General features: G+C 57.9%; 15 protein-coding genes. 10 read left to right on the top strand and 5 right to left on the bottom strand.

Features of this window, described 5'->3' with window-relative positions:
• Positions 1-31 precede the first annotated feature (31 nt).
• Together RHM55_RS08145 and tnpB are read left to right on the top strand one after the other, a co-directional pair.
• Entirely contained in the window at positions 32-2,026 is a 1,995-nt protein-coding gene (locus tag RHM55_RS08145) for a nucleoside-diphosphate sugar epimerase/dehydratase (RefSeq protein WP_322182796.1), read from the top strand.
• Positions 2,027-2,282: 256 nt separating this feature from the next.
• A complete protein-coding gene (gene tnpB / locus RHM55_RS08140; protein ID WP_322180958.1) occupies positions 2,283-2,450 on the top strand; it encodes an IS66 family insertion sequence element accessory protein TnpB in 168 nt (55 codons plus the stop codon).
• A gap of 161 nt (positions 2,451-2,611) precedes the next feature.
• Here the strand turns inward: tnpB and RHM55_RS08135 are convergent, their stop codons facing one another.
• On the bottom strand, positions 2,612-2,968 hold the full coding sequence (locus RHM55_RS08135; protein ID WP_322180956.1) for a hypothetical protein: 357 nt from the start codon (positions 2,966-2,968) through the stop codon (positions 2,612-2,614).
• A gap of 319 nt (positions 2,969-3,287) precedes the next feature.
• Between RHM55_RS08135 and RHM55_RS08130 the strand changes: the two genes are divergently transcribed.
• Both RHM55_RS08130 and fabF read left to right on the top strand, forming a co-directional pair.
• A complete protein-coding gene (locus RHM55_RS08130; RefSeq protein WP_322180954.1) occupies positions 3,288-3,623 on the top strand; it encodes a helix-hairpin-helix domain-containing protein in 336 nt (111 codons plus the stop codon).
• A gap of 1,362 nt (positions 3,624-4,985) precedes the next feature.
• Positions 4,986-6,260 (top strand): beta-ketoacyl-ACP synthase II, encoded by a 1,275-nt coding sequence (gene fabF / locus RHM55_RS08125; protein WP_322180952.1) that lies wholly within the window; start codon positions 4,986-4,988, stop codon positions 6,258-6,260.
• Positions 6,261-6,278: 18 nt separating this feature from the next.
• Here fabF and RHM55_RS08120 read toward each other — a convergent pair whose 3' ends face one another.
• The gene (locus RHM55_RS08120; protein WP_322180950.1) at positions 6,279-6,842 is read right to left on the bottom strand and encodes a TetR/AcrR family transcriptional regulator; all 564 of its coding nucleotides are present in this window, start codon (positions 6,840-6,842) and stop codon (positions 6,279-6,281) included.
• A 242-nt stretch (positions 6,843-7,084) separates the two neighbouring features.
• On the opposite strand from RHM55_RS08120, the gene RHM55_RS08115 reads away from it, so the two are divergent.
• On the top strand, positions 7,085-8,038 hold the full coding sequence (locus tag RHM55_RS08115) for an AraC family transcriptional regulator (RefSeq protein WP_322180948.1): 954 nt from the start codon (positions 7,085-7,087) through the stop codon (positions 8,036-8,038).
• Between the two features lie 273 nt (positions 8,039-8,311).
• Here the strand turns inward: RHM55_RS08115 and dsbG are convergent, their stop codons facing one another.
• From dsbG to dsbD, 3 genes are read right to left on the bottom strand one after another with little or no spacing between them, the layout of a single operon-like run.
• Positions 8,312-9,079 (bottom strand): thiol:disulfide interchange protein DsbG, encoded by a 768-nt coding sequence (dsbG, locus tag RHM55_RS08110; RefSeq protein ID WP_322180946.1) that lies wholly within the window; start codon positions 9,077-9,079, stop codon positions 8,312-8,314.
• A complete protein-coding gene (locus tag RHM55_RS08105) occupies positions 9,076-9,912 on the bottom strand; it encodes a prolipoprotein diacylglyceryl transferase family protein (RefSeq protein WP_322180944.1) in 837 nt (278 codons plus the stop codon). Before RHM55_RS08105 ends, dsbG begins: the two co-directional genes overlap by 4 nt.
• A complete protein-coding gene (dsbD, locus tag RHM55_RS08100) occupies positions 9,912-11,675 on the bottom strand; it encodes a protein-disulfide reductase DsbD (protein ID WP_322180939.1) in 1,764 nt (587 codons plus the stop codon). Before dsbD ends, RHM55_RS08105 begins: the two co-directional genes overlap by 1 nt.
• A gap of 186 nt (positions 11,676-11,861) precedes the next feature.
• Here dsbD and RHM55_RS08095 point away from each other — a divergent pair, with 186 nt between their 5' ends.
• The 5 genes from RHM55_RS08095 (at position 11,862) to mgtA (ending at position 19,950) form a co-directional block, all read left to right on the top strand.
• Positions 11,862-12,551 carry a response regulator gene (locus tag RHM55_RS08095; RefSeq protein WP_322180937.1) on the top strand — a complete coding sequence of 230 codons (690 nt, stop codon included), beginning with the start codon at positions 11,862-11,864 and terminating at the stop codon, positions 12,549-12,551.
• Positions 12,548-13,879, top strand: coding sequence for an ATP-binding protein (locus RHM55_RS08090; protein ID WP_322180935.1), 1,332 nt, complete (start codon positions 12,548-12,550; stop codon positions 13,877-13,879). The genes RHM55_RS08095 and RHM55_RS08090 overlap by 4 nt, the downstream gene beginning before the upstream one ends.
• 156 nt (positions 13,880-14,035) lie before the next feature.
• Positions 14,036-15,526: a DASS family sodium-coupled anion symporter gene (locus RHM55_RS08085; RefSeq protein WP_322180933.1), complete on the top strand. Its 1,491-nt coding sequence runs from the start codon at positions 14,036-14,038 to the stop codon at positions 15,524-15,526.
• A gap of 187 nt (positions 15,527-15,713) precedes the next feature.
• The gene (locus tag RHM55_RS08080) at positions 15,714-16,991 is read left to right on the top strand and encodes a serine/threonine transporter (RefSeq protein WP_322180931.1); all 1,278 of its coding nucleotides are present in this window, start codon (positions 15,714-15,716) and stop codon (positions 16,989-16,991) included.
• A 193-nt stretch (positions 16,992-17,184) separates the two neighbouring features.
• The gene (gene mgtA, locus RHM55_RS08075; RefSeq protein ID WP_322180929.1) at positions 17,185-19,950 is read left to right on the top strand and encodes a magnesium-translocating P-type ATPase; all 2,766 of its coding nucleotides are present in this window, start codon (positions 17,185-17,187) and stop codon (positions 19,948-19,950) included.
• Positions 19,951-20,001: the final 51 nt, after the last annotated feature.

The raw sequence follows: 20,001 nt of genomic DNA, 5'->3' as shown, positions 1-20,001 counted from the left end.
AGCAGAATGGAATTGAACGATGGATGGCTTTATGACCCGGATTCGGACGTTTTTGTTGGCGTTGCCACGTCATCAAAAACGCCTGATACAAGTGGTAGCGGATCTCTTTTTGGTCTGGGGCGCGATGTGGTTGGCGTTTGTGGTTCGTCTTGGCTTTGACGAGATGGTGAATCCGATAGCTCATCACCTGTGGCTGTTTCTGGCTGCTCCCGTCGTAGCAATCCCTCTCTTCGTCCGTTTTGGCATGTATCGGGCGGTCATGCGCTATTTCGGTAACGATGCTCTGATTGCGATAGTCAAGGCGGTGAGTCTTTCGTCGCTGATTCTGGGTGTGGTAGTTTATTGGTACAGCAACCATGAGAATGTCATTCCTCGCTCGATTATCTTCAACTACTGGTGGTTGAGTTTGATCATGATCGGCGGGCTGCGTTTGGGCATGCGCCAGTACTTTCTCGGCGATTGGTTCGCTGCAGCGCAACATGTCCCGTTTACCAATCGTGACAATGGTCTTCCCCGCGTGGCGATATATGGCGCAGGTGCGGCGGGTAATCAGTTGGTCGCAGCGTTGCGTATGGGCCGTATAATGCGACCGGTCGCGTTCATTGATGATGATCCGAGTATTGTTGACAGAGTAATCTCTGGACTACACGTCTATAAGCCGCGGAACATCCAACGGATGATTGAAGCAACAGGCGCCCAAGAGGTGTTGTTGGCGATTCCATCTTCGAGTCGTACTCGGCGTCGGGAGATACTTGGGTTTCTCGAGAAATTTCCGCTGCATGTCCGAAGCGTTCCAGGGTTTATGGATCTGACTAGTGGTCGGGTCAAGGTCGACGATATTCAGGAAGTCGATATCGCTGACCTTCTCGGGCGTGATGCTGTACCGGCGCAGGAACACTTGTTGGAGCGATGCATTTCTGGCCAGTCAGTTTTGGTGACTGGAGCGGGCGGCTCAATTGGGTCTGAGTTGTGCCGGCAGATTCTAATGCTCAAGCCGACAACCCTACTGTTGTTTGAGCACAGCGAATTCAACCTCTACACCATCTTGTCGGAGCTTGAACAGCGTGTAACGCGCGAGTCTTTGCCGGTGAGGGTGCTGCCAATTTTAGGCTCTGTGCGTAATGAGTCAAAGTTGGTTGACGTCATGAAGACGTGGAATATAGATACTGTTTACCATGCTGCGGCCTATAAACATGTGCCAATGGTCGAACACAACATCGCAGAAGGTGTCTTGAATAACGTCATTGGCACGCTTAATACTGCTCAGGCAGCGTTAAAAGCAGGCGTTGCGAACTTTGTATTAATCTCCACTGACAAAGCGGTACGGCCCACCAACGTCATGGGCAGTACCAAGCGTTTGGCTGAGTTAACCCTGCAAGCCTTGAGCCGGGAAAGTGCAGCGGTCATGTTCGGCGATAAGAGCAATGTTTCCAGAGTCAACAAAACTCGTTTTACTATGGTGCGTTTCGGCAACGTCTTGGGGTCATCAGGGTCCGTCATACCGCTTTTCCACAAGCAAATAAAGTCAGGCGGGCCGATCACTGTCACCCATCCTAAAATCACCCGTTACTTCATGACCATTCCCGAGGCTGCTCAATTGGTCATCCAGGCTGGCTCGATGGGGTTGGGTGGCGATGTATTCGTGCTCGACATGGGGGAGCCAGTGAAGATCGTTGAGCTAGCGGAGAAGATGGTGCACTTATCAGGCCTTAGTATTCGTTCTGAGAAAAATCCTCATGGCGATATTGCCATAGAGTTCACTGGGCTGCGTCCTGGAGAAAAGTTATACGAGGAGTTGCTGATTGGTGATAACGCCACTGCCACCGGACATCCGATGATTATGAGCGCCCATGAAGATTACCTTCAATGGGATGTACTCAAGCAAAAGCTATCGGAACTGGTCTTCGCCGTTAATGAGGACGACTACACCAAGGTCCGACAGTTACTACGGGAAACTGTGAGTGGTTATGCGCCAGACGGTGAAATTGTTGACTGGATATATCAAAAGCGGCGCCTGGAGCCATAAACATTAATTAAAATGCTAATGCCCCGCTGCCGGTCTAGTTGACTGTACGGCTAATTCATTATAGGTACTCTATAAATCCCGACACTTTAACGGTGGGGATCTATGGCTATCTTGGAGTTTGCGGCGTGCAGTTCCACGGTAAGCGATGCGCCGTGCCAGTTGAAGCCTGATGCTGTGCTCTTGATCTCTTTCAGGAGCCTACAACCATGATGCGCTCCGACGCTAAAGTCGAAATGTATACCTCTACCCCACGCCGGTGGACTTCCGAAAATCCATCGACGGCTTGGCTGCGCTGGTGGAGCTGGGTATCAACGTTGCCATGTTCGCCCCGGTGCTTTTCGTTTTTCTGAGTAGCCACCATAACCGGGTGAAAATCCTCTACTGGCAGCGCAACGGCTTCTTTTTTTGGCTCAAGCGCCTGTAGGCCGAAGTGTTAACTGTCCAGGAATTGAACTGGCTGCTCGACGGATTTGATCTTTGGCGTAACCGACCACGGTTGCAGGAGCTGAGTGCCGCCCAGTATCAACTGATGGCTTATTGTTTAATGAATCATCAATGAAATTGCAGAAGTTGAAAGCTAGATGTTCAGGCCCGCAACGTTCTTGGCGCCACCGCCGAATTAGCGGCAGTACGTGATGATAGTTCGCTGCTTTCTTGACTGGCGCGTTTCCCGCTCCAGATAAGGCTCAGTGCGATTAAAGTGCCGACTACCGAAGCAGCGCCCCAGCACAGAAAAAAAGTTAACATTTTGCTGCTCCTGATTCGGTATTTCTTTGTCCGAACAAACGCGGATTTGAGCCTTTTTTGCTGAGCGTCAAAAAACTCCTGAACTAAATTTACCTCTAAAATTAAGTTGTTCAAGCTAAAAGCCATTATTTTTGTCGTCAAAAAAACGGCCTTCGTTTGTTTTTTTTGGGGTTGATGTTGTGTGATTGCCGGCAAGTTGACGCTTTTCTGTTTTGGCGGTTTTTTGGCATTTATTTAAATGAATGATTTCATGGTACTAGCACGGGAAGATGTTGGGTTGTCGTGCTTCGACATAATTACGTCGCTCAAGCAGAGGAAAGCGTTGGTTCGAGAAATAATTGTTTCAAATGACCTCGAAGGGCGTTTTTGGGCGGGGCTGACGTTCGCTATGGCTTTGCATGCGCGATCAAATATTCGGTAACGCTTCGGTTTTTGACGGGGGGCGGGGCTCGGCTACCTTTGAGAGGCAGCTTCGGAAAGCTGCCCTCACCCTGGATAACATGGAGCGTCACTTATGCGTAATTCTGTCCTCTCGTCCTTCTTGTTTGCCTTGTTCACCACTGCTTCGGTCGCTGTGAGTGCCGCGCCTGTTGCCGAGGTTTCCGCGCCGGTCCCTGCCAGCGCTCCAGCCATGATGCAGGCCGAGCAGGGTGAAAGAATCAATCTCAACACTGCGGATGCCGAGATGCTTCAGCGTGAATTGGCTGGAGTGGGTGAAGCCAAGGCCAAAGCCATCGTGGCTTACCGTGAAGCCAACGGCGAGTTTACGTCGATTGATGAGCTGCTTGAGGTGAAAGGCATCGGCAAAGCGATCCTTGAAAAAAATCGCGACAAGGTCGGCATTAACTAAACAGGCGTCGGTGGATGAAAGGCTGGTCTTTTGACTGGCCTTTTTTAATGGGTGTGTGAAATGGGGTTGTTGCATGGTTTTATCAAAAAAAGTCAGAAGACACCTCGCGTCCGACCGTAGCAGTCGCAAAATGGTTGGGTTCACCACCGGATGAAGGTCGTGCCGCCCTTATTCGCAGACAAGTCAGCTCCTACGCCCGCCGGGCAGAATCGAGGTTGTGTTTGCTGCGCGACAGTGCGACGCCTCCTATCAAACAATCGATGATCATTTGAAATAGAAAATTATTTGTAGGAGCTGACTTGTCTGCGAATCGACCCGGGGTCGCGTCCGACTGTATAGCAGTCGCAGAATGGCTGGGTTCACCACCGCATGAAGGTCGTGCCGCCCTTATTCGCAGACAAGTCAGCTCCTACGCCCGCCGGGCAGAATCGAGGTTGTGTTTGTTGGGCGACAACGCGAGGCCTCCTATCAAACAATCGATAACCATTTTAAATATAAGATTATTTGTAGGAGCTGACTTGTCTGCGAATCGACCCGGGGTCGCGTCCGACTGTATAGCAGTCGCAGAATGGCTGGGTTCACCACCGCATGAAGGTCGTGCCGCCCTTATTCGCAGACAAGTCAGCTCCTACGCCCGCCGGGCAGAATCGAGGTTGTGTTTGCTGTGCGACAAGGCGAGGCCTCCTATCAAACAATCGATAACCATTTTAAATATAAGATTATTTGTAGGAGCTGACTTGTCTGCGAATCGACCCGGGGTCGCGTCCGACTGAAACAGTCGCAGAATGGTTGGGTTCACCACCGGATGAAGGTCGTGCCGCCCTTATTCGCAGACAAGTCAGCTCCTACGCCCGCGGGGCAGAATCGAGGTTGTGTTTGCTGTGCGACAAGGCGAGGCCTCCTATCAAACAATCGATAACCATTTTAAATATAAGATTATTTGTAGGAGCTGACTTGTCTGCGAATCGACCCGGGGTCGCGTCCGACTGTATAGCAGTCGCAGAATGGTTGGGTTTACCACCGGATGAAGGTCGTGCCGCCCTTATTCGCAGACAAGTCAGCTCCTACGCCCGCGGGGCAGAATCGAGGTTGTGTTTGCGGTGCGACAAGGCGAGGCCTCCTATCAAACAATCGCAGAATGGCTGGATTCACCATCGGATGAAGGTCGTCCGAGTTGAGCGCGCCCCGGTTGGCTGTGCGACAGTCCTATTAAACAATCGACACTTATGCCGACCGTTTCGCCAAACGCGGCTACGATTTGTTGTTAGTTGCGCGCGATCTGGATCGTATGATTCAGCTTGATGCGGCTCGTTACGAAGCTCCGGTTGCTTGAGCTTCTATTTCAACGTTGAGGGTTATTGCATGAGCGAACGCCGAGTTGTAGTGACGGGCATGGGCCTGGTGTCACCTTTGGGCTGTGGCGTGGAGGTGGTGTGGCAACGCTTGTTGGCGGGCCGCTCCGGGGTGATTCGGTTACCGGAAGAGGTGGTGGCCGATTTGCCGGGCAAGGTCGGTGGGGTTGTGCCGTTAATTGCCGATGACGCGGAGGCTGGGTTCGATGTGGACGCTGCTGCGCCTCCTAAAGAGCAGAAGAAGATGGACCGCTTCATTCTGTACGCGCTGGCGGCGGCCAAGGAGGCGGTGGCTCAGGCGGGTTGGGTTGCTGACAGCGAAGAAGCTCAGGAGCGCACGGCGACCATCATTGGTTCTGGCGTGGGGGGGTTCAGTGCGATTGCCGAGGCGGTGAGGATCACGGACAGCCGTGGCCCACGCCGTTTGTCGCCGTTCACGATCCCTTCGTTTCTGGTCAATCTCGCGGCGGGCAATGTTTCGATCCAGCATGGTTTCAAGGGGCCGTTGGGCGCACCCGTGACTGCGTGCGCGGCGGGTGTTCAGGCGATTGGCGATGCAGCGCGGATGATTCGTTGCGGTGAGGCGGATATAGCGGTCTGTGGCGGTGCTGAGGCGGCGATTGATCGCGTGAGCCTTGGCGGATTTGCAGCGGCACGGGCGCTGTCCAGTGCGTTCAATGACACGCCGGAGCGTGCGTCGCGTCCGTTTGATCGTGATCGCGATGGGTTTGTGATGGGGGAGGGCGCAGGGATTTTGGTGATTGAGTCGCTGGAACATGCGTTGGCGCGTGGGGCCAAGCCGATTGTCGAGTTGGTGGGGTATGGCACCACGGCTGATGCCTATCACCTGACCGCCGGGCCGGAAGATGGCAGTGGGGCTCGGCGCTCGATGCAGGCGGCGATTCGTCAGGCGGGGATTCAACCTTCCGAGATCCAGCATCTCAATGCGCACGCCACGTCCACGCCGGTGGGTGACTTGGGTGAGATGGCGGCGATCAAGGCGGTGTTTGGTGATCAGGCGTCGATTGCAGTGACGTCGACCAAGTCAGCCACCGGACATTTACTCGGCGCGGCAGGCGGGATCGAGGCGATTTTTACGGCATTGGCGATTCGCGATCAAATTGCGCCAGCCACCCTCAATTTCGACAATCCCGATGAAGCGGCGCAGGGCCTGGATATTGTCCATGGCGCGGCACGACCGATGGCCATTGAATATGCCTTGTCCAACGGTTTTGGGTTTGGCGGGGTCAATGCGAGCGTACTGTTTCGGCGTTGGCATGATTGAGTGGGTGTAAGTGAATAGTCATGCGGTGGCTTGCTGTTTCAGCCACTCACGCGTGGTGTCGAGGATTCGATCGGATAGCGCGGGGTCATTTGCGCTACGCGACAGTAGCAATGCACCGACCAGGGTCGAGAGCATGACGATGCTTTGTTCGCTGGCATTGGTTTGATCGGGAAGGGTGTTTTCGATGGATTTGAGCCGGGACTGGATACATTCATCGGTCGTCGGACTGGCCTGTCCGCGTTGGCCCAGCTCGGCGGACATGGTCGGCAGCGGGCAGCCTGTATCTGGCGATGCGCGATGCTCAGACGACAGATAACTGTCTATAAAAGCTGCCAGCGGGTTTTCCTCTGCGAACAGGCCGTTGCAACGAACAGTCACATCGTCGGCAGCTTTGCGCAGTGATTGTTCAACCAGGTCATCTTTGGATTTGAAGTGAGCATAAAAGCCGCCATGGGTCATGCCCAGGGCTTTCATCAGCGGTTGCAGGCCTGTTGCGCCGATGCCATCACGCCGAAAGCGCGCAGACGCTTCGTTGACGATCCGTTGATGAGTTTGGGCTTTATGGTCTTCCGAGTAGCGCATTGCTGGAGCCTCCCGATTAGGGCTCGTGAGATGGTGTATGTCATTTTCACATGGATGCGTAACATGCCGCATCAAACATTCACTGGACAGTTGCCCGGCTATCAGTTGATTGCAGAGAGTGTTCGGTGATCGGACAGTCGTCTGTTGTTTGCCCGCTATCTCCAGTACCCTCTTGATAGTGCCAATGCCCGGGTCTTCCGGGCATTGTGAGCAACTATAAAAACAAGATGGGTGTGCGGTGTATGCAAAGCCTTCTGCTTAACGAAAAGAGCATGGTGTTTGAGCGCGCCGACCCTTACGCGGTGTCGGAATACGTCAATCAGCATGTCGGTTCCCACTGCATCCGGCTGCCTGCAACATCAAGACCGCAGGCCAGTCTGAATCACACTAAGTTCGCCAGTCTCGACCTGTGCCGTATCAGTTATGGCGCCAGTGTTCACGTGACGTCTCCCGCGCTTGAAACTATCTATCACTTGCAAATTCTACTGCGGGGTCAGTGCCTGTCCAAATCCTATGGGCAGGAGCATTACTTCGCGCCGGGCGAGTTACTGTTGATTAACCCGGACGATCCGGTGGACCTGATGTATTCCGCCGATTGCGAAAAATTCATTCTCAAGTTGCCGCTGCCTTTGCTCGACCTGACCTGCGCCGAGTTACGCTGGCATAAGCCCAGCGAAGGCATTCGTTTTGCCTCCAATCGCCATAAGCTGGCCGAACTCGATGGTTTTATGAGCCTGTTGGGATTGGTCTGTCAGGAAGCGGAAACGGACTTGGTGTTGCCTCGGGTTCGTGAGCATTACACCCAGATCATTGCGAGCAAACTGCTCTCGCTGCTGGGCACCAACGTCAACCGTGAGACGCTTGACGTGCAGTCCGCGCCATTCGAACGACTGGCCCAGTACATTGCGCAGAACCTCAAGCAAGACATCACCGTCGAGTCACTCGCGCAGTTGAGCCACATGAACATTCGTTCGCTGTATGCGCTGTTCGAACGCCATGCCGGTACCACCCCGATGAACTACATCCGCAGCAAAAAGCTCGAACGCATTCAGGCCAGTTTGTCTGACCCGAGCCAGGGCGTGCGCAACCTGACCGAAATCGCTCTGGATTACGGCTTCCTCCATCTGGGCCGCTTCGCCGAGTACTACAAGAATCAATTTGGTGAATTGCCGTCGGTGACGTTGAAACGCCGCTGACCTCTGTGGAAAATCCCGCGCTGCCGTGCTAGCTGGAAGCCCGTGCCGGGCTTATTCGCAGACAAAACTACGCGTCCCGGTCAGCTCCTACCTATCAAAAGCATTGCCCACACTGTCTCAGCCTCTGGCCGCTAGGCCGTAGGAGCAGACTTGTCTGCGAATCGGCTGCGGAGCCGTCGCAAAATAGCTGGGTTCACCATCGCATGAAGGTGCTCCTGGTCGGACGCGACCCCGGCTTTTTCGCAGGCAAGTCAGTTCCATATCCTGCCAGGTTTATTTGGGGCCCATTATTTTGTTCAAGGTCTCGGGCGATGGTGCGCCTTGTTGCTGTTGCAGGTGGCCTTGGTCGTCGAGGTAGAAGATGGCCGGGGTGGCGGACAGGCCCAGATCGGTCATTAATTGCAGGTTGGCGTCGAGCTTGGTCTGGATATCTTTCGGGATGGTTGCCAGGGGTTTGAGCGGGCTGCCTTTGCCAGCGCTTTCGTGAGCGTTCAGCGCGACTTCGGGGGATTTGTCGGCCAGGAGCGTGGCGGATTTGGCGGCGCTGTCTTCGCGGATGATACCGACCATGATGTGCCGCAACTGCACTTTGCCGGCCTTGACCCACGGCCGTGCCTGTTCCCAGAACATGTTGCAGTAGGGGCAATTCGGGTCGCTGAATAGGTAGACCACTCGGGGTGCGGTCTTGCTGCCGTCGGCGATCCAGGTGCTGTTCTCCATCTTGTTCCAGACTTCTTTCGCCATCGGCGCATACACCAGCTTGTCCAGCGGCGCCTTGCTCAAGTCCTTGCCTTTTTCGTCATACAGATTGCCGGCCAGCACATGTTTGCCATCCGCTGTCAGGTAGAACGCCATGCCTTGATTCTGATACTCGGCGGCATACCCGCGCAGGCCATCCGGGGCATCGAAACTGCCGACGATGCGCGCGCCCTTGGCTTCCATCGCCCGGATCGGTTCGGGCCATGTTTCGGCATGCAGCAGCGAGCTTTGCAGGGCGAGCAGACTGATGGAGACGGCTAAAAAGTGACGGGGTAGTGTCATGGGGCAGTCCTTGAGTATGAAGAGGGTGCATCGCTGTCGACGTTATCGAGGTAACGCGCCAGGCTGGCGTTGGACAATTCGCCGAGGTGGCTGCCGCGCAGACGGCCATCGGCGGTATAGAAAATGGTGGTGGGCAGGGCCATGGAGCCGACGCTTTGCGCCAGTTTGCCGCTGCCATCGAACAACACGTTACGCAGATGCAGGCCTTGGTCGGCGATAAAACCGGTGACGGTCTGCTGGCTTTCGGCTTGGTTAACGAACAGGAAGACCACGTCCTCACGTTCTGCCTGCGCCTTTTGCAGCACCGGCATTTCCCGGCGACACGGGGGGCACCACGTTGCCCACAGGTTGATTACCAACGGTTTGCCTGTGTAATCGGCCAACTGCACCGATTCTCCGGCGGCATTGCGCAAGGTCAGCTGAGGCAGGCGCGCGCTTTCCTGGTAGATGTTCAGGCCCATGGTTGCCAGCAACCAGAACAGCAAGCCGCTGCTCAAGCCCAACCCCAGCGGTCGGCGCAACGCGTGCTGACGCCAGCCGCGCCAAAGGCCGCCCAGTATCACTGCGAGCACGCCGGGCCAGATCAGAAAACCACCGTCGCGAATGTCGACGATCTGCCAGAGTTCTTCGCGGAACTGTGGCCAGTAAGCGATTACAAACCCCAGCCGAGCGACGAGTAGACCGAGCACGAACAGGCTAAAGAGCGCTGACTCGGGATTGATCCCGCCACGCTTGGCGACTCGCCAGCCGACCAGGGTTGCCAACCCCAGAGCGGCGATCAGCAGCACGTGGTTCATCGCGAGGGCGAAGGGGCCAATCGAGAAACTCAACATCAGCCACGCTCCCGGGTTGCTTGCCAGTGTTGCAGAAAGGGCTGGGCGTCGACCTCGCCGGTGATGCGTCGGTCACGCCGTTCTTCGCCCGTAGGACTTATCCACAGCAGGCTCGGCGGCCCCGGTACTTGATAGCGACTGAGAAGTTCGCGGCTGGCGGCGTTGTCGGCAGTGACGTCCAGGCGTAGCAGGCGGACCTCTTTCAATGCGGCCAGCACCTCGGCTTTTGCGAACACCTGTTTCTCCATGACCTTGCAGGACACGCACCAGTCGGCATAGTAGTCGAGGAACACCCATTGACCTTGCGCCTTTGCAGCGTCGAGTTCGCGCTGAAGGGCTTCGGGTTCATTGACTGTGGTGAACGCGTTATGTTCAACGGCGTTCTGCACCGTAGCCCCCGACGTGGCGTTGTACACCTGTAATGGGCGCAACGGATCTTCGGCACCGCCTGCCGCGCCGATCAGCATCAAGGTTCCCCAGAGCCCGATCACCAGTCCGCCGGGGCCGAACAGGATCGCGGCGCGCTTGAGTTGCCGGGCCTGCATCACGGCGGCATAGGCTGCGACCAATAGCAGAACACCGCACATACCGACCCACAGCGACTCATCCAGTAGCGGTCGTACCATGATTAATGCGGTACCGAGGAACAGAAAGCCGAACACGCCTTTGAGCAGGTTCATCCAGGCGCCCGGTTTCGGCAGGAAGCGATTGCCCATCGTGACCAGCAGCAAGAGTGGCACACCGATGCCCAAGCCCATGGCAAACAACACCAGGCCGCCGTGCAGCGCATTGCCGCTTTGCGCGATGTAGAGCAACGCGCCGGCCAACGGTGCGGTCATGCAAGGGCCGACCATCAGCCCGGACAAGGCACCCAACACCCCGGCACCCACCAGACTCCCGCCTTGACGCTGGCGCCCGGCACTTCCCAGCCGATCACGCAGGACGGCGGGCAGTTGCAGTTCGAAAAGGCCGAACATCGGCAGCGCCAGTATCACAAACAGCGCGGCGAAACTGCCGAGTAGCCAGGGTTGTTGCAACAGCGCTTGCAGGTTGGCGCCCAGTAGCGCAGCCAGTACACCGAGACCTGCGTAGATCAGCGCCATGCTCAGCACATAACTGCTGGCCAGGGCGAGCCCGCGTTTGGGACTCGCACCGCTGCCGACCACCACACCGGCCAAAATCGGCAGCATCGGTAACGAGCAGGGGGTAAAGGCCAGTAGCAAGCCCAGGCCAAAGAAAATCAACAGGCTCCAGCCGAATGCGCGTTGCTGCAGGCTACTTGCCAGTGCTTGGTCCGGCGCCTGAGAAATGCCTGAATTGATGTTGTTGTTGTTGTTGTTGTTGTTGTTGTTGCCGCCCAGATCGAGCACTTTGTTTTGCGGTGGATAACACAGCCCGGCGTCGGCACACCCTTGCCAGCTCAGCTTCACTTGCCCGCTGGCAGCGGCGGGGATCATCAAGTCCAAGGTGTTGCGATACACGGCCTGCGCGCCGAAATACTCATCGCTGTGGGGCTCGCCTTCAGGCAGTACGGGCCTGTTGTCTGGCGACAGGCCCTCGAATTTCAGACGCTGCTGATACAGGTAATACCCTTCACTGATGCGCCAGTGCAGGCGCGTCTCGCCCGAGGCCATGCGCTCGGAGCTGAACGTAAACGCCTTGTCCGCTGGCAGAAAGTCCGCCTGAGCGAAAGGGTCGGTGCTCGGGAGTGCCTGGGCCAGGGCGGGTATCAGATAAAAGATAAACAGCCAAAAAATCCGCATGAACAAAAAAGCCTTGAAGTGACAGGTGGGGTAAGGATGCGGCATGTCGATTAAGCGAGCGTTAATGGCGGAGCGTGGGCACCGTCTTCGACGCCGCGGAGTCTCCTGCAGGGGTGGGTGGACACGGGATCATTAATCGCGGGTTAATCGTGTTCTGCTTTAATAGCTTTTTTTCCCGAGTCCACCATGCACGTATTGCTTTGCGAAGACGATGACTTGATCGCCAGCGGCATTGTCGCGGGCCTTAATGCCCAAGGGCTGACGGTGGACCATGTCGCCACGGCGGCGGCTGCGCGGGCGATGGTGCTGGCGGCGCAGTTCGATGTGTTGATTCTCGATCTCGGCTTGCCCGATGAAGACGGCCTGACGCTGTTGCGCCAACTGCGCCAGAACGGTCTTGAATTGCCCGTGCTGATTCTCACGGCGCGGGACACGGTGACTGATCGGGTCGCCGGTTTGCAGGCGGGGGCTGACGATTACCTGCTCAAACCCTTCGATCTGCGCGAGTTAAGCGCTCGCTTGCACACCCTGATCCGTCGGGTGGCGGGGCGTTCGGTGAACCTGATCGAACACGGCTGCCTGACCTACGACCCCAGCAGCCGCGAAACCGTGCTGGCTGGGCAGCCGGTGGACCTCTCCCGTCGCGAGCAGGCGCTGTTGCATGCCTTGTTGCATAACCGCGGTCGGGTGTTGTCCAGCGAGCAACTGAAGGACAGCGTCTATGGTTTCGGCGATGACGTGGAGAGCAATGCGCTCAACGTGCACATTCACCACCTGCGTCGAAAACTGGGCCACACGATTGTCGAAACCGTGCGTGGCTTGGGTTATCGACTCGGTCCTGCGGATGCCAAGAGCGCCGGGCCGGAGGCGCCATGATGAGTTTAAGGGTGCGCCTGAGCCTGATTCTCGGGTCGGTATTCGTGTTGATCTGGGCCCTGGCGGCGGCCTGGATGCTCTGCGATTTGCGCAGCCAGATGATGCTGTCCCTCGACCAGCGTCTGGGCGCGTCGGCGCACATGGTTGCCGGTCTGCTCGAGCAGTTGCCGACCCCCGGCAAAAGTGACGGCACGCCGCTGAGTGCCGAGCAATTGGGTATTCCCGGCGGGCTCGCGTGCCAGGTCAGTTCGCTGCGGGGGGAGGTGCTGGTGCGCAGTCATGCCGACCCCGATCAGGCCCTCGACGCCCAGCAGTCCGGCTTTCACGATCAATTGATCAATGACGAACACTGGCGCAGTTTCACCCTGACCCAGGGGGATCTGCGCATTACCACGGCGGATCGACAGGCTGAACGCGACACCCTCCAGCATTCCATCTTGCTCGCGGCGTCGGTGCCGGTGGCGGTGGCCTTGTTCGGTAGCCTGGCGTTGCTGTGGCTGGGCATTGGTCAGGGTTTGGCGCCGCTCAATCGAATGCGCGATGCCTTGAAGCGGCGCAGTGCGGATTCCGTCGAGCCGTTGCACGTCCCCGATCTGCCCAGCGAGCTGCAGCCGTTACTGGACACCCAGAATCAATTGTTCCAGCGCATCGCCCAGACCCTTGAGCGCGAGCGCCGCCTGACCGGCGATGCCGCCCATGAACTGCGCAGTCCGCTGACCGCTATCAAAACCCACCTGCAAGTGGCGCGCATGACCGAAGGTCCGGTGCGGGATCGCTCATTGGCCCACGCGGAAGAGGGGGCCGACCGTCTGCACCGAACCCTGGAGCAATTGCTGTTACTGGCCAGGGTGGAGGGCAGTCTGTCGTTTGATGATGGGGTGCAGTGCAGTGCTGAAGAGGTTGCGCGGTTGGCCATCCACGACGCTAGCCCGGGCGATAGTTCGCGCATCGAACTGCACATGCCGAAAAATCTCTCCCTCGCGGCGGTGGAGATGCCCGCGGTATTGGCCGTTGCCGCGTTGCGCAATCTGCTGGATAACGCGTTGCGCCACACGCCTGCCGATGCGCATGTCGAGCTGAGCCTTGAGGCCGATGTGCATACCGCCTGCTTCCATGTGCGCGACCACGGCCCTGGCATTGCGAGCGAGGACCTGCAGCACCTCACCGAACGTTTCTGGCGCAACGGTAAAAGCCCTGGAAGCGGCCTGGGCCTGGCCATCGTCCAGGCCATTGTTCAGCGCTGCGCCTGCTCCCTGACATTCGACAGTCAGCCGGATGGTTTGCGCGTCGAGCTGCGGGTGCCACTGCGGAGCAATCAGGCGGAGTAGCCCCCTGCATTGATGGATCAGGGCTCAGGTCCGGGCCCGTTGACTCGGGTCAAGGCCTGTCGGCGGGTGTGCTGCTATTCTGCGCGCGGTAGCTGGATGCTCGCGGTGTTGCGGATGTCTGTCTGAGTCAGGTCATGAAGGATCAGGGGGATGGACATGAACGCACCCGAGACCGTGCCGGCGCAGCCTGCGGCCCGCATCAAATTTCCTGTGGGGTTGGTGGTTGCCGCGCTGGTAATGGTGGGCGTGCTGCTCTTGCCGTTGCCGACCGACTTGCCCGTCGCAGGCCATCGGATGCTGGCGATTCTGGCGTTCGCCGTGGTTGTCTGGATTACCGAGGCCGTGTCGTACGAAGCCAGTGCGATCATGATTACCTCGCTCATGGCGTTTTTGCTGGGGACGGCGCCGACGCTTCAGGACCCTTCGGTGATTTACGGCTCTTCTGCCGCGATTACCATGGCCTTGACCGGGTTTTCCAACTCTGCGCTGGCGCTGGTCGTGGGCGCGCTGTTCATCGCTGCGGCCATGACCCATACCGGGCTGGATCGGCGCATTGCGCTGGTCACGCTGTCGCGGATCGGCACCAGCACCCGACGCATCATGCTCGGTGCCATCGTGGTGACGATTTTACTGAGCCTTGTGGTCCCGAGTGCGACGGCGCGCAGTGCCTGTGTCGTACCCATCATGATGGGGGTCATCGCGGCATTCGGTGTGGATAAGCGCTCGAATATCGCCGCCGCGATCATGATCATCGTGGCGCAGGGCACCAGCATCTGGAACGTCGGGATTCAGACCGCCGCCGCGCAGAACCTGCTGACAGCCGGGTTCATGGACAAGATGCTCGGCCAACGCGTGGCCTGGATCGACTGGCTGATTGCCGGCGCTCCGTGGGCAATCATCATGTCTGGCGTACTGATGTTTCTGGTGCTGAAGATGCTCCCGCCTGAAAGCGACAGCATTCCCGGTGGCAAGGAGGCGGTTGCCAAGTCGTTGGCCGATATCGGGCCCATGACCGGCGCGCAGAAACGTCTGTTGACCGTCTCGATACTGCTGCTCCTGGTTTGGTCCACCGAGGGCAAACTGCACAGCTTCGACACCACCTCGACGACTTATGCAGGGTTGGTAATTTTGCTCCTGCCGCGCTGGGGGATCATGACTTGGAAGGACGTGCAGTCGCGGATTCCATGGGGCACGGTGATTGTGTTCGGGGTGGGGATCAGCCTCGGTACGGCGCTCCTGACCACCCACGCGGGTCAATGGCTCGGCACTCAGGTGGTCAGCCATACCGGCCTGGACCAAGTAGGCCCGCTGGGCGTCTTCGCAATCCTCGGGGCGTTTCTGATTTTGATTCACCTGGGGTTCGCCAGTGCGACCGCGCTGACCTCGGCCATGTTGCCGATCCTGATTGCCGTGCTGCAAACCTTGCCCGGCGATTTCAATCGACTGGGCATGACCATGCTGCTGGGCTTTGCGGTCAGCTATGGCTTCATCCTGCCGGTCAATGCACCGCAGAACATGGTGTGCCTGGGCACGGAAACCTTCACCGCCAAACAATTTGCCCGTGTCGGCCTGGTCGTGACGCTGATTGGGTACCTGCTGATGCTGGTGTTCGGCGCGACCTACTGGAAGTGGTTGGGCTGGATGTAAGGGGTTTTCGCGAATCGTTGAGCACTGTTGTGCTGACGCGCTGAAGACCGTTCCTCAGGCAGGGCTTTGATTCTTAAGCCTAATCCCGGACAATCGCGCCCCTCTTAAGGTTGGGGGCGCTGACTGTACAGTGTTGTGATCCGCCCCGACCTTGCAGTAATGACTGGCTATCGGAGATGTCGAACGGATGAATGACCAGGCCACCAGCGTCGATGAACGCGTTGAATCGGTGCCAGCGGGCGTTGCCTCTTGGAGCCACCATGACACCACTTGGATGCTGGGCCTGTTTGGCACCGCAATCGGTGCGGGCACGTTGTTTCTGCCGATCAACGCCGGTATCGGGGGCTTCTGGCCACTGTTGATTCTGGCGGTGCTGGCGTTCCCCATGACGTTCTACGCCCACCGTGGCTTGACCCGGTTTGTGTTGTCCGGACGCGAAGGTGCCGATATCACCGAGGTCGTCGAGCAGCATTTCGGCAAGACCGCTGGCGCGCTGATTACCTTGCTGTATTTCTTTGCGGTGTTCCCGATCCTGCTGATTTACAGCGTGGCGTTGACCAATACCGTGGGCAGTTTTCTCGAGCATCAACTGCATGTGCAGCCGCCACCCAGAGCGCTGCTGGCGTTTTTGCTGATCGTCGGGCTGCTCGCGGTGGTGCGCTGTGGCGAGAAGGCAATCGTCAAGGCAATGAGTCTGATGGTTTACCCCTTCATCGTTGCGTTGCTGTTCCTGGCGGTGTTTCTGATCCCGCACTGGAACGGCGGAATTCTGGCCACCGCGACCACGCTGCCTGAACCGTCGGCGCTGCTGCACACCCTGTGGCTGGCGATTCCGGTGATGGTCTTCTCGTTCAACCATTCGCCGATCATCTCGGCCTTCGCCGTGGACCAGAAACGCCAGTACGGCCGCCACGCCGAAGTGCGCAGTTCGCAGATTCTCGCGCGCGCCCACGGGCTGATGGTGGTGATGGTGCTGTTCTTTGTGTTCAGTTGCGTGCTGACCTTGTCGCCGCTGCAGCTGGCCGAAGCCAAGGCGCAGAACCTGTCGATCCTGTCCTACCTGGCCAATCACTTCAGCAACCCGACGATTGCTTTTGTCGCGCCGCTGATTGCCTTTGTCGCCATCACCAAGTCGTTTCTGGGTCACTACATCGGCGCCAGCGAAGGCCTTAAAGGCCTGGTCGTCAAAACCGGGCATCGTCCGGCGCCACGCACCCTGGATCGGCTGACAGCGGCGTTCATGTTGCTGGTCTGCTGGCTGGTGGCGACCTTGAATCCGAGCATCCTCGGCATGATCGAAACCCTGGGCGGGCCGGTCATTGCTGCGCTGTTGTTCCTGATGCCGATGTACGCCATCCACAAAATCCCGGCGATGCGTCGTTACGCTGGCAAGGCGTCCAACGTTTTTGTGACCGTGGTCGGTCTGGTAGCGATTTCGGCGTTGGTTTATTCGTTGATCGACTGATCGGTATCAGGGGGGATCGCGCTCATATGGGCGTTTTGGCGCGACCAGCCCCGAGTCGATCACCGCGGTGCTGCGGACGCGCGTGTCGTTTTCGATATGCGGGCCAGACCTGCCTTGCCGACAAGTCGAGCAGGGCTTAAGGTCGGCCGAGCCTGCCAATAGGTTCCTGCCGTAAACCGTTAGGGGAATAGCGATGAAACTCGCCCTTTTGAAAGAATTTTTCGCAGGCTTTCTGCGGACTCGACATTTCTCCCGGCACTTCCGTCGATTGGCACTGCTGGACAGCCTGACCGATGCCCCCGTCAGCCGCGAGGTGCCGCCGACCCTGGCACAAACCCTGGTGGCGGGGGCCAACAGTGATGTGGGTGCTTTGCTGGAAAAGCTCGGCAGCCACAACGAAGGTCTGAGCGACAGCGAAGCTGAAGTACTGCGCGAGCAATACGGCCTCAACGAAGTCGAGCACGAGCAACCGCTGCCATGGTGGGTTCACCTGTGGCACTGCTATAAAAACCCGTTCAACCTGCTGCTGACCTTGCTGGCGGTCATCTCCTGGCTGACCGATGACATGAAAGCTGCCACCGTGATTCTCTCGATGGTGGTGCTCTCGACGTTGCTGCGTTTCTGGCAGGAAGCCAAGTCGAACAAGGCCGCCGATGCCCTCAAGGCGATGGTGAGCAACACCGCGACCGTCATGCGTCGGGGGACCAGCAAAGAGGCGACGCCGATGTTCGCCAGGTTCTATGGTGCGGCAGCAGCGGTCCAGGGAGCATCGCGGATCGAATTGCCAATCAAGCAACTGGTACCCGGTGACCTGATTGTGTTGTCGGCGGGTGACATGATCCCTGCCGATTGCCGGGTGCTCAGCGCCAAGGACCTGTTCGTCAGCCAAGCGGCGATGACGGGTGAATCCATGCCGGTCGAGAAGTACGCCCGTCAGCAGGATGCAGGCACCCACAACCCGCTGGACCTGGAAAATATTCTGTTCATGGGCACCAACGTGGTGTCCGGTGCCGCCACTGCGGTGATTCTGACCACCGGTAATAACACCTATTTTGGCGCGCTGGCTCAACGGGTCAGCGCTACCGACCGTGCTCCGACCTCGTTTCAGACCGGGGTTAACAAAGTCAGCTGGCTGCTTATTCGCTTCATGTTTGTGATGGCGCCACTGGTGCTGTTCATCAACGGTTTCACCAAGGGCGACTGGACCCAGGCGCTGCTCTTCACGCTGTCCGTCGCCGTCGGGCTGACCCCGGAAATGTTGCCGATGATCGTCACCTCGACCCTGGCCAAAGGTGCGGTGTTCCTGTCGCGCAAGAAGGTCATCGTCAAACGCCTCGACGCGATCCAGAATTTCGGCGCCATGGACGTGCTGTGCACGGACAAAACCGGCACGCTGACGCAGGACAAGATTTTCCTGGCTCGCCACGTTGATGTCTGGGGCGATGAGTCGGACGACGTTCTGGAAATGGCGTATCTGAATAGCTATTACCAGACGGGCCTGAAAAACCTGCTCGACGTGGCGGTGCTGGAGCACGTTGAAGTGCACCGCGAGCTGAAAGTCGCCACCGCGTTTCAGAAGGTCGATGAAATCCCCTTCGACTTCACCCGCCGGCGCATGTCGGTGGTGGTGGCCGAGCAGGATCAGGCGCATGTGTTGATTTGCAAAGGCGCGGTGGAGGAAGTGCTGGCGGTGTGCAAGCGCGTTCGCCATGGCGATGAGGATGAAGCGCTGAGCGCTGAACTGCTGGCGCGTATTCGTCAGGTGACTGCGGCGTTCAACGAAGAGGGGCTGCGGGTTGTGGCGGTGGCTGCTCGCTCGATGGCGCCGGGTCGAGACACGTACAGTCTGGCGGATGAACAAGAGCTGACATTGATCGGTTATGTGGCATTCCTCGATCCACCCAAAGAAAGCACCGCTCCGGCGCTCAAGGCGTTGGCCGCCCATGGCGTAGCAGTAAAAGTATTGACCGGCGATAACGAGCTGGTGACCGCGAAAATCTGCCGTGAGGTGGGCCTCGAGCAACAAGGGCTGCTGCTCGGAGGGGATGTCGAGGGCATGAGCGATGCTGAATTGGCCGTCGCGGTGGAGACCACCAATGTCTTCGCCAAGCTCACGCCTGCGCACAAGGAACGCATTGTGCGCATGCTCAAAGCCAACGGGCACGTGGTCGGTTTTATGGGCGACGGCATCAATGACGCCCCGGCGTTGCGCACGGCTGATATCGGTATTTCAGTCGACAGCGCGGTGGACATCGCCAAGGAAGCGGCGGATATCATCCTCCTGGAAAAAAGCCTGATGGTCCTGGAGGAGGGCGTACTGGAAGGCCGTCGGACCTTCGCCAACATGCTCAAGTACATCAAAATGACCGCCAGCTCCAACTTCGGTAACGTGTTCTCGGTGCTGGTGGCCAGCGCGTTTATCCCGTTCCTGCCGATGTTGCCCATGCATCTGCTGGTGCAAAACCTGCTGTACGACATTTCGCAGATTGCCATCCCCTTCGATAACGTCGATGAGGAAATGCTCAAACAGCCGCAGCGGTGGCAGCCTGCGGATGTCGGGCGCTTTATGCTGTTCTTCGGCCCGATCAGCTCGATCTTCGACATCACCACCTTTGCCTTGATGTGGTACGTGTTCGACGCCAACACCCCAGACCATCAAACCCTGTTCCAGTCGGGCTGGTTTGTCGTCGGGCTGCTGACCCAGACCTTGATCGTGCACATGATCCGCACGCCGAAGATCCCGTTCCTGCAAAGCCGCGCGGCCATGCCGCTGATGGTGATGACCTTCGTCATCATGGCTGTGGGGATCTTCCTGCCGATGGGACCGTTGGCGCATTACTTCAAACTGCAAGCGTTGCCGTCGCTGTACTTCGTCTTCCTGCCGGTGATTCTGCTGGCTTACATGGGCCTGACCCAAGCGGTGAAAGGCTTCTACATCCGACGCTTCGGCTGGCAGTGACAGGCCTCGTTGAAGGTCTTCGCAGACAAGTTGCAATGCTTTTGACAGGTA

The sequence above is a fragment of the Pseudomonas sp. MH9.2 genome, assembly GCF_034353875.1.
GTDB lineage: Bacteria > Pseudomonadota > Gammaproteobacteria > Pseudomonadales > Pseudomonadaceae > Aquipseudomonas.
This window is presented reverse-complemented; position numbering and strand designations above follow the sequence as displayed.

Bases quoted from the DNA above. Each gene is read 5' to 3' on its own strand.
- fabF (WP_322180952.1), top strand. From the start codon at position 4,986: ATGAGCGAACGCCGAGTTGTAGTGACGGGCATGGGCCTGGTGTCACCT.
- RHM55_RS08080 (WP_322180931.1), top strand. From the start codon at position 15,714: ATGAATGACCAGGCCACCAGCGTCGATGAACGCGTTGAATCGGTGCCA.
- RHM55_RS08095 (WP_322180937.1), top strand. From the start codon at position 11,862: ATGCACGTATTGCTTTGCGAAGACGATGACTTGATCGCCAGCGGCATT.
- RHM55_RS08085 (WP_322180933.1), top strand. From the start codon at position 14,036: ATGAACGCACCCGAGACCGTGCCGGCGCAGCCTGCGGCCCGCATCAAA.
- RHM55_RS08130 (WP_322180954.1), top strand. From the start codon at position 3,288: ATGCGTAATTCTGTCCTCTCGTCCTTCTTGTTTGCCTTGTTCACCACT.
- RHM55_RS08090 (WP_322180935.1), top strand. From the start codon at position 12,548: ATGATGAGTTTAAGGGTGCGCCTGAGCCTGATTCTCGGGTCGGTATTC.
- dsbG (WP_322180946.1), bottom strand. From the start codon at position 9,079: ATGACACTACCCCGTCACTTTTTAGCCGTCTCCATCAGTCTGCTCGCC.
- RHM55_RS08105 (WP_322180944.1), bottom strand. From the start codon at position 9,912: ATGTTGAGTTTCTCGATTGGCCCCTTCGCCCTCGCGATGAACCACGTG.
- RHM55_RS08145 (WP_322182796.1), top strand. From the start codon at position 32: ATGACCCGGATTCGGACGTTTTTGTTGGCGTTGCCACGTCATCAAAAA.
- RHM55_RS08120 (WP_322180950.1), bottom strand. From the start codon at position 6,842: ATGCGCTACTCGGAAGACCATAAAGCCCAAACTCATCAACGGATCGTC.
- RHM55_RS08115 (WP_322180948.1), top strand. From the start codon at position 7,085: ATGCAAAGCCTTCTGCTTAACGAAAAGAGCATGGTGTTTGAGCGCGCC.
- mgtA (WP_322180929.1), top strand. From the start codon at position 17,185: ATGAAACTCGCCCTTTTGAAAGAATTTTTCGCAGGCTTTCTGCGGACT.
- dsbD (WP_322180939.1), bottom strand. From the start codon at position 11,675: ATGCGGATTTTTTGGCTGTTTATCTTTTATCTGATACCCGCCCTGGCC.